Source organism: Komagataeibacter melomenusus (assembly GCF_013155395.1).
Lineage (GTDB): Bacteria > Pseudomonadota > Alphaproteobacteria > Acetobacterales > Acetobacteraceae > Komagataeibacter > Komagataeibacter melomenusus.
The window spans coordinates 1-9364 of record NZ_JABJWC010000074.1; the positions used below are offsets into that span (position 1 = coordinate 1).

7 protein-coding genes are annotated in these 9364 nt (G+C 64.6%); 5 read left to right on the forward strand and 2 right to left on the reverse strand.

Going from position 1 to position 9364, the window contains the following annotated elements; all coding sequences use genetic code 11:
- Together HNW77_RS16395 and HNW77_RS16400 are read left to right on the forward strand one after the other, a co-directional pair.
- Nucleotides 1-665 (forward strand): uracil-DNA glycosylase (locus HNW77_RS16395; RefSeq protein WP_172159104.1); only part of this gene is annotated, 665 nt, incomplete at its 5' end.
- A gap of 181 nt (nucleotides 666-846) precedes the next feature.
- The gene (locus HNW77_RS16400; protein WP_172159106.1) at nucleotides 847-2832 is read left to right on the forward strand and encodes a lytic transglycosylase domain-containing protein; all 1986 of its coding nucleotides are present in this window, start codon (nucleotides 847-849) and stop codon (nucleotides 2830-2832) included.
- A 52-nt stretch (nucleotides 2833-2884) separates the two neighbouring features.
- Here HNW77_RS16400 and HNW77_RS16405 read toward each other — a convergent pair whose 3' ends face one another.
- The gene (locus tag HNW77_RS16405) at nucleotides 2885-4174 is read right to left on the reverse strand and encodes a hemolysin family protein (protein WP_172159107.1); all 1290 of its coding nucleotides are present in this window, start codon (nucleotides 4172-4174) and stop codon (nucleotides 2885-2887) included.
- Nucleotides 4175-4304: 130 nt separating this feature from the next.
- The gene (gene hpnH / locus HNW77_RS16410) at nucleotides 4305-5489 is read right to left on the reverse strand and encodes an adenosyl-hopene transferase HpnH (RefSeq protein ID WP_172159109.1); all 1185 of its coding nucleotides are present in this window, start codon (nucleotides 5487-5489) and stop codon (nucleotides 4305-4307) included.
- A gap of 445 nt (nucleotides 5490-5934) precedes the next feature.
- Between hpnH and dxs the strand changes: the two genes are divergently transcribed.
- The 3 genes from dxs to HNW77_RS16425 form a co-directional block, all read left to right on the forward strand.
- The gene (gene dxs / locus HNW77_RS16415) at nucleotides 5935-7950 is read left to right on the forward strand and encodes a 1-deoxy-D-xylulose-5-phosphate synthase (RefSeq protein ID WP_408886865.1); all 2016 of its coding nucleotides are present in this window, start codon (nucleotides 5935-5937) and stop codon (nucleotides 7948-7950) included.
- Nucleotides 7947-8609 carry an ABC transporter substrate-binding protein gene (locus tag HNW77_RS16420; protein WP_172159112.1) on the forward strand — a complete coding sequence of 221 codons (663 nt, stop codon included), beginning with the start codon at nucleotides 7947-7949 and terminating at the stop codon, nucleotides 8607-8609. Before dxs ends, HNW77_RS16420 begins: the two co-directional genes overlap by 4 nt.
- 62 nt (nucleotides 8610-8671) lie before the next feature.
- A partial coding sequence (locus tag HNW77_RS16425) for a glycosyltransferase (protein WP_172159114.1) occupies nucleotides 8672-9364 on the forward strand: 693 nt, incomplete at its 3' end.

A 9364-nucleotide genomic window follows, 5' to 3' on the forward strand; every position in this document is an offset into this window, starting at 1 on the left:
CTGCCCCCCCCTCGCGCGCCACGCTGATTGACGAGGCCGTGGCCGCCGCCCGTGCCGCGGCGGCCGCGGCGGATACGCTGGCCGCCCTGCGCGCGGCCATAAGCGGCTTCGAGCCATGCGGGCTGCGGGCCACCGCCACCCATAGCGTGTGCGTGGAAGGCCCGGAGCAGGCCCCGCTGATGCTGATCGGCGAAGCGCCGGACGCGGATGAGGACCGCAGTGGCCACCCCTTTGCGGGGGAGAGCGGCGCACTGGTCACGACCATGTTCGCCAGCATCGGCATCGACCGCGCCCACCTGCTCGCCGCCCCCATCATTCCGTGGCGGCCGCCCGGTGGCAGGCCGCCTTCGGTGGCGGAGGCGCGGATCTGCCTGCCCTTCATCCAGCGCGCCATCGTGCTGGCCCGGCCAGGGCGGGTGGTACTGCTTGGCAATCTCGCCATTTCCCTCATCACGGGGCAGAACACCACGGCGGCGCGCATGCGCGGGCGATGGCGTGACATTACCGTGCCCGCCGGGCCTGATGGCGCTCCGGCCACCACGCTGCCTGCGCTTTCCATGCGCCACCCGTTGCAGCTGCGCGCCAGCGCCACGGCGCGGCGCGATGCGTGGAAAGACATGCTGCTGATACGCGAAACAATCGGAAACATGCCCTTAAAATCATAAAGGGTATTAACATAATCATTCCGGGGTATTAGCCTGTGCAAACCAGATATTCATTACTGTTTGCGCACATGTTTTACGGTGTTTACATAAGTTCCCTCATTCTGTTCTGAAAACTTATTTACCGCCCTCAGATGCGTTAGCTATTGCTTTCCCCGCGCGCACGGCTTAAATCCGCTTCGCCATGCGAGGGACAATCAATACCCCCCATCACGCGGTGGCAGCCTTTCTGGCTGGCGCCGCATTTCTGGCAGGAGCGGCGTTTGCGCCGTTGCGTGCCCAAACAGTGGCGCCAGGCCGACTGGACGATGATCCGGCCAGCCAGGGCGGCCATAACGAGGAAACGGCACTCGCCCTTCCACGCCTGCACGCGCACGGTAACGCGGGGATGCCGCGCCCGCTCTCGCCCGAAGATGTCAGCCACATCCGCCGGGTTCTGCGCCTGCAGGCCGATGGCAAGTTCGATGCCGCCATCCGCGAGACCGCCGCCATCCATGATGACACCCTGCTGGGCGACATCCTGGCGGCCCGCTACCTCAACCCGGCCTATCACCCCAATGCGGGGCAGTTGCGGCTGTGGCTGCGCACCTTCTCGGGCCTTGCGGATTCACCGGCCATCTATTCCATGCTGGCCGCCATGCCCGCGCCGGTGCGTGGCGGCCCCCTGCCCCCCGCCCCCGCGCATGACACGCTGGACAGCAGTCGCCCGCCGCAGCACATCCACCTGCCGGAGGAGGATGATCCCTCGCTGCGGGTGTTCACGCGCAACAGCATGCTCGACCGCACCGTGCGCGAGCGCGCGGCACAGGGCGTAAAGGGCGCACGCAGCGCCCTGCACCTGATTGCCATCACCCCGGGCATGAACGACCTGTATGCCGCCCATCTGCATGCCGAAATTGCCATGACGCTGTTCAGCAGCGGCGAAAACCGGCTGGCCATGTCGATTGCGCGCGCAGCCTTTGAAAAATCCGGCCTCAGGCTCGGGCTTGCGGGCTATGTGGCGGGCCTAGCCGCCTGGCGGCAAGGCCGCGCCGACATGGCCCAGCCCCTGTTCGAGGCCGCCTCACGCGCCAGCCTGACACCGGGCAGCATCCGCGCGGGAGCGGCCTACTGGGCGGCCCGCGCGCACCAGGCCACGGGCGATGTCGCGGCCTATCATCCGTGGCTGCACCGGGCAGCGGCGGCGCCCCATACCTTCTATGGCCTTCTGGCCTCACAGATTCTGGGCCTGCGGGCCGCCCCGGCCAGCCGGCTGGCCCATACGCCCGATACCATCAGCGCCGATGGCGACATGACGCTTGCGGCAGCCCAGCAGACCATCCATGCGGGCAGCCCGGTGCTGGGTGAAATCGATATCGAGGCCGTTGCCGCGACCCCTGCCGGGCGTAGGGCGTTTGCCCTGATGCAGGTGGGCGAGCGCGAACGGGCGGAGGCCGCATTGCGGCGGCTGTGGCCCGATATCCAGAACGATGCCGCCCTGTGCCATTCCACCCAGATGGTGGCCGATGCCATGGGGCTCAAAGAGCTGTCATCACAGATGCTCATGCTGATCGACACCAACGAGAGCGAGCACAACACCCATGCCGCCCGCTTCCCGCTGCCGCCGCTCCAGCCCGAGCATGGCTTCCGCATGGACCCGGCCCTCGTCTATGCGCTGACCCGGCTGGAATCCAATTTCGACAGCAATGCCGTTTCCGGCTCCGGGGCGCATGGGCTGATGCAGGTCATGCCGGTTACCGCCGGGTTCGTGGTGCATGACAGGGACCGCTTCACCCGCCGCCCCGCCGACCTGCATGACCCCGCCACCAACCTCGATATCGGGCAGCGCTACGTGCTCTACCTTGCCCAGCTTTCCACCCAGGCAGGCGGCGCGCATGTGCCCGCGGGCGGCGACATGATCCGCATGCTGGCCAGCTATAATGCCGGGCCTTCAGCCATCTCGCGCCGCAGTGCGACGATGGACGAGGATGAAGACCCCCTGCTCTATATCGAGAGCCTGCCCAATGGCGAGACGCGCGACTACGTGCGCCGGGCCTTTACCTATCTGTGGATCTATGCCGACCGGCTGGGCGTTGCAGCCCCCTCGCTCGAGGCGATGGGCCGCAATGAATGGCCCGGCTTTGGTGCGGAGATGGCCATGGCGGGCCACGCGGGCCACACCATTCATTAAGATAAAAGCTTTTCGGGCCGCCTTTTGGTCAAACAGGCGGCGTTCCTTTGCGTCAGTTTTCAGCCAGAAGCTGGCGGCTGGCCTGCACGCGCACCACGCGGCGGCCTTCCATTTCCAGCACCTCGAACAGCCAGCCCGAGAACACCACCTTGTCGCCCCTGGCAGGCACGCGGCGCAGCAGGGCCAGGATCAGGCCCGCCAGCGTGTGGTAGCTGCCCTCGGCTGGCAGGTCGGACAGGCCAAGCCGGTCCTTGACCTCATCGGCAGGCATGGCGCCATCGAGCACCAGCACATTGTCATGCGCGAGGCGCTGCGGCGGCGTGCTGCCCGGCTCGTGCTGCTCGCCCACGATCGCGCCAAACAGGTCGGATGAGGTCACGATTCCCTCAAACGAGCCGTATTCATCAAGCACCAGCGCCATGCCCAGCGGCGAGGCCCGCATGCGCTCGAGCATGTCGAAGGCGGACAGCGTATCAGGCACCGAGATGGGGTGACGCAGCCCGATCTCGACCGAGGGACTCTTGCCATCAAGGAACCGGTCGAGCATGTCCTTGGCCAGGATCACGCCCACCGGATTATCCACGCCGCCTTCACACACCACGATGCGCGAATAGGTGGTCGAGCGCAGCACCTGCAGCAGTTGCGCGCGCGGCACATGCCGCTCCACCCAGCACAGTTCGGTGCGCGGGGTCATGATGGCGCGGACCGGACGCTCGGCCAGGCGCAGCAGGCGCTCGATCATGTCGCGCTCCTCCTGCTCCAGCACGCCCGCCTGGGCACCCTCGGCAATATAGGCACGCAGTTCCTCCACCGAGACCGACTGGCGGATCGCATTACCAATGCCCATTACCCTGAGCACCAGTTCCGATGAGCGGCCCAGCAGCCAGACGATGGGGCGCGTGAACCACGCCATCCACTCCAGCAGCAGCGACAGGCGCGCGGCAATGAGTTCGGGCTGGCGCAGCGCGATCTGCTTGGGCACCAGTTCGCCCAGCACCAGCATGACCGCCGTAATGGCGCTGACCACGAGGAACATGGCCAGTTCATCAGCAATCGAGCGCAGGGCCGCAATATGTGAAAGCCAGCGGCTGACCCCGGCCTCGATGCTGTTGCCGCCAAACGTGCCCTCGAGAATCGAAACCAGCGTCATGCCGATCTGGACCGTGGGCAGGAAGCTCTGCGGGTCGCCGGCCAGTTTCAGGGCGCGGTCCGCCCCCTTGGTGCCGTCACGCGCAAGAATGGCAAGCCGCGCCCGGCGGGCGGAAATCAGCGCCAGTTCGCCCATGGCAAAAAGCCCGTTGAGCAGAACGAGGCACAATATGACAATCAGGGAGACAAGCATGATCCCACGCTCTTACAGCATATTCAGCCACACGGGCATCTTTTGCCCCGCCCCGCGCGCAAAAGAAAAGGCGGAGCAAATGCTCCGCCTTCCCTTAACCATCCGGTCGATATGATGCCGGAACGCGCGCTCAGTCGGCGGCGTCCGCCGTCTCGGCGGCGGGGGTCGCGACCTTCTTCACGCGCGGGGGTGCCGCGGGCTTCTTGCGGGCGGCAAGCTCGGCCATCTTGGCATCGACGTGCTGGGTAAACACGTATTCTGCCGGGCGCTGGTGGTCGAGCGGGATTTCGGGAGCCATCGGCTTTTCCGTCTCGGGGCCGAACAGGGCGACCTTGGCAATGTGCCAGGGCCTGCGGACCGCATCCATCACCGCCGTCGACTCGTAGCCCGAATGGACCATGCAGTCGGCGCATTTTTCGTAATTGCCGGTGCCGTAGGCATCCCAGTCGGTATCGGTCATGAGCTCGTTGAAGCTCTTGGCGTACCCTTCACCCAGCAGGTAGCACGGGCGCTGCCAGCCAAACGGGTTGCGCAGCGGCTTGCCCCACGGCGTGCAGTGATACTGCTCGTTGCCCGCCAGGAAGTTCAGGAACAGCGGCGACTGCGTAAAGCGCCACTTCTTGCCCTTGCCAAGGCGGAAGATGTCGCGGAACAGCTGCTTGGTCTTCTGCCGGTTGAGGAAGTGCTCCTGATCAGGCGCACGCTCATAGGCATAGCCCGGCGCGGTCATGATGCCGTCCACGCCCATGGCCATCACTTCATCGAAGAAGGCGGCAACGCGCTTGGGGTCGGCCCCATCGAACAGGGTGCAGTTGATCGACACGCGGAAGCCGCGTGCCTTCGCCTTCTTGATCGCGGCCACGGCGCGCTCGTACACGCCATCCTGGCAGACGGAGGCATCGTGCATCTGCGGGTCGCCATCAAGGTGCACATCCCACGAGAAGAACGGATTCGGCTCGTAATCGTCCATCTTCTTTTCAAGAAGGAGGGCGTTCGTGCACAGATATACGTACTTCTTGCGTGCGATCAGCCCGCGGATGATCTCGGGCATCTCCTTGTGCAGCAGCGGCTCGCCACCGGCCACGGCAATAACGGGCGCACCGGCCTCGGTATCGGCATCAAGGCATTCCTGTACGCTCAGGCGCTGGTTCAGGATCTGCGCGGGGTAGTCGATCTTGCCGCACCCGGCGCAGGCCAGGTTACAGCGGAACAAGGGCTCGAGCATAAGCACGAGCGGATAACGTTTACGCCGCGTGACATGCTGCTTGACAACATAGGCGCCGACGCGGACTGCCTGCATAATAGGAACGGCCATGAAACCTCTGCTCCTGCACCGGCCCAACCGCCGGTCTCATATTTCAAGTCTGGTAGGTCGGACTATGGACACATCCACCTACAAGAAAACAAGCCCAACATCACCCAGCCGTGCACACAGAGCATGCCGAGGTTGCGGACTTGTACGACACATGAAGCCTTTCGCGAGGGTATAGGACAGAAACCATCCTGTATTCAATTGCTATTGCCTTCAGTGTGGCCAATTAACAACAGTCGCGGAATTAGAGACTGTATTTGCACGCCTAACCGGAGTAACACATCGCGATTACGCTACGGTCGCCATGGTCCGTTTGCCATGAGCCGCCATTCATCGCCGCCGGGGCAGCCCTGCCCGGCCCCTTGCCGGGGCGCGGGGCCCAACCGAAAACCGGGTCGGTTCCTCCCACACGGGCAAGGGCCGACACAGAACAATGGACGCGAACATCATGGATCAGACCAAACCCGCGATTCCGACCCTCGGGCGCTACGCCCAGCTTGACCGGGTGCAGTGGCCGCACGACATGCGCAACCTCTCGGTCGAGCAGCTCAAACAGCTTGCGGAGGAACTGCGGTCGGAGACGATCGATACCGTGTCCACCACCGGCGGCCACCTTGGTGCCTCGCTGGGCGTGGTTGAACTGACCGTGGCACTCCATGCCGTGTTCGACACCCCTGCCGACCGCGTGATCTGGGATGTGGGCCACCAGACCTACCCCCACAAGATCCTGACCGGGCGGCGCGATCGCATCCGCACCCTGCGCCAGCCGGGCGGGCTTTCGGGCTTTACGCGGCGTAGCGAGAGCGAATACGACCCGTTTGGCGCGGCGCACTCCTCCACCTCCATCTCGGCGGGCCTCGGCATGGCCGTCGCCCATCACCTGCGCGCGGAGGAAGACCCTTCCTACCGCGAGCGCAACGTGATCGCGGTGATCGGCGATGGCTCGATCTCGGCGGGCATGGCGTATGAGGCGATGAACAATGCCTCGCATTGCGGCCCCGGCGCCGAGCGCCTGATCGTGGTGCTCAACGACAACGAGATGTCGATCGCGCCCCCGGTGGGCGCGATGTCGAGCTACCTGTCGCGGCTGATGTCCTCGCGCAAGTTCCTCAACCTGCGTGAACTCGCCGCCAAGATGGCCAAGCGCCTGCCCGGTCGCCTCGAGCGCACCGCCAAGAAGGCCGATGAATACGCGCGCGGCATCATGACCGGCGGCACTTTGTTCGAGGAACTCGGCTTCTATTATGTCGGCCCGGTTGACGGGCATGACATGAACCAGCTCGTCCACATCCTGCGCAACCTGCGCGATGCCGAGGATGTCGGCCCCGTGCTGCTGCATGTCATCACCGAAAAGGGCCACGGCTACAGCCCCGCCGAATCGGCGGGGGACAAGTATCACGCCGTCTCCAAGTTCAATGTCGTGACCGGCGAACAGAAGAAGGGTCCGTCCGGCCCGCCGAGCTATACCTCGGTGTTTGCGAAGGAACTCGTCCGCCAGGCCGCGACCGACGACAGGATCGTCACGATCACCGCCGCCATGCCGTCCGGCACGGGGCTGGACAAGTTCGCCAAGGCCTATCCCGACCGCTTTTTCGATGTCGGCATTGCCGAGCAGCATGCCGTGACCTTTGCCGCCGGCATGGCCACCGAGGGGCTGCGCCCGTTCTGCGCCATCTATTCCACCTTCCTGCAGCGCGCCTATGACCAGGTGATGCATGACGTGGTGCTGCAGAAGCTGCCTGTGCGCTTTGCCATTGACCGCGCGGGGCTGGTGGGCGCCGATGGCGCGACCCATGCAGGCTCCTTCGACATCGCCTATCTCGGCTGCCTGCCCGGCATCACGCTGATGGCGCCGAGCGACGAGCTTGAACTGCTGAACATGACCGCCACCGCCATCGCGTTTGACGAAGGCCCGCTCGGCCTGCGCTACCCGCGCGGCGCGGGGCTGGGGCTGGCCCTGCCGGAAGCAGGCCAGATCATCGAGATCGGGCGCGGGCGAATCGTGCGCGAGATGGCGCGCCAGTCCGGCCCCGAGCAGGGCGGCATCGCCATCCTCTCGCTCGGGCCGAGGCTTGCCGATGCGCTCAAGGCGGCTGACATGCTGGCAGCGCAGGGGCTTTCCCCCACCGTGGCTGATGCCCGCTTCGCCAAGCCGCTCGACACCGCGCTGATCGAGCAGCTTGCGCGCAACCATGCCGTGCTCATCACCATCGAGGAAGGCTCGGTTGGTGGATTTGGCAGCTTTGTCATGACGCATCTGGCCAAGACCGGCCTGCTCGATCGCGTGCGCTTCCGCCCCATGACCCTGCCCGACCGCTTCATCGACCATAACAGCCAGGAGGCCCAGTACCATGAGGCCGGGCTGGATGCGGTGGCCATTACCAATACCGCACTCGATGCGCTGGGTGTCGGAATCAGCATGACGCAGCCCTTGCTAAAGACGGCAAACGGACCGAAATCATGAACATTATGAAACATGTCCTGAAAACCACCGCACTGGCGCTGTGCGCCGGCCTGATGGCGGCACCGGTCATCCCTGCCGTCTTCCCCATTTCCGCAGCCCATGCGGCCGCCGCATCCGACGCGCAGGTGCAGGAGCCGATCAAGGCCCTGTATGCCGCCCTCGACCGCGTGCAGGCCAAGGGCAGCGGCACGTTCGAGCAGCGTTCGCAGATGCTGGCGCCCGCAATCGACCGCGCCTATGACATGGAGGCCGTGCTCGCTTCCTCCATCGGCCCGCGCTACGCCACCCTGCCCGATGACCAGAAGCAGCAGCTCCTGACCACGTTCCGCCAGTTCACCATTGCCCGCTATGTCTCGAGCTTCAAGCCGGGCAGCGATGCGCGCTTCACCATCGACCCCGCTGTCACTCCCTCACCGGTGGGGAATGACCGTATTGTTATAACACATATTGGCTCATCCGATGACCCGAGCGGGACCGAAATCAATTACGTGATGCGCTCGGGTGCCAAGGGCTGGCAGATCGTTGACGTGCTGCTCAATGCCCATATCAGCCAGGTAGCGGCACAGCGTGCAGATTTCAGCTCCGCGCTGTCTGGCGGCAATGTGCAAAAACTGACAAATCTGTTACAGAAGAAAATCAAGACCTTCTCGGAAGAGTAACCTGACCCTTCCCTGACGTCTTTTTCATTTTGCTTCACGCGCGGGACCTTGCCGGAAAAATAATGTCTGTTTTCAACGCTCTTGTTTCACCCGCCGGACTGGCTGCGACTGTCGCGGCCGCCGGGTGCATGCAGGCAGCGGTAGGCACTTTTCTGGTCTCGCGTTTCCGCTGGCAGGAAAAACGCGTTGACCGGGCGGTGCCCCTGCCCCCGGTCTCCGTGCTCAAGCCACTGCATGGCGACGAACCCCTGCTGGAGGAAGCCCTCGAAAGCTTCTGCACGCAGGATTATCCGCAGATGCAGATCGTCTTTGGCGTGCAGGCCGAGGATGATGCCGCCATACCCATCGTGCACCGCCTGATGGAACGCCATCCGGACGTGCCGATGGAACTGGTGATCGATCCCACCTTCCACGGCGTGAACCGCAAGATCGGCAACCTGATCAACATCATGGCGCGTGTTAAGCATGATGTGCTGGTCATTTCCGACTCGGACATCCATGTCGCACCCGATTACCTGCGCCATGTCGTGGGCGCCATGGTGCCCGACAATGTAGGGCTGGTCACCACGCTCTATGCCGGGCTGCCCGCCTCCAACACCGTGCCGCGGCTGCTGGCCGCCTGCCAGATCAACCACAACTTCCTGCCCGGCGTCATGCTGTCGCGCTACCTCGGGCGGCAGGACTGCCTGGGCGCCACCATGGCGCTGCGGCGCTCCATGCTCGACGCCATTGGCGGACTCGAGGCCCTTGTGCCC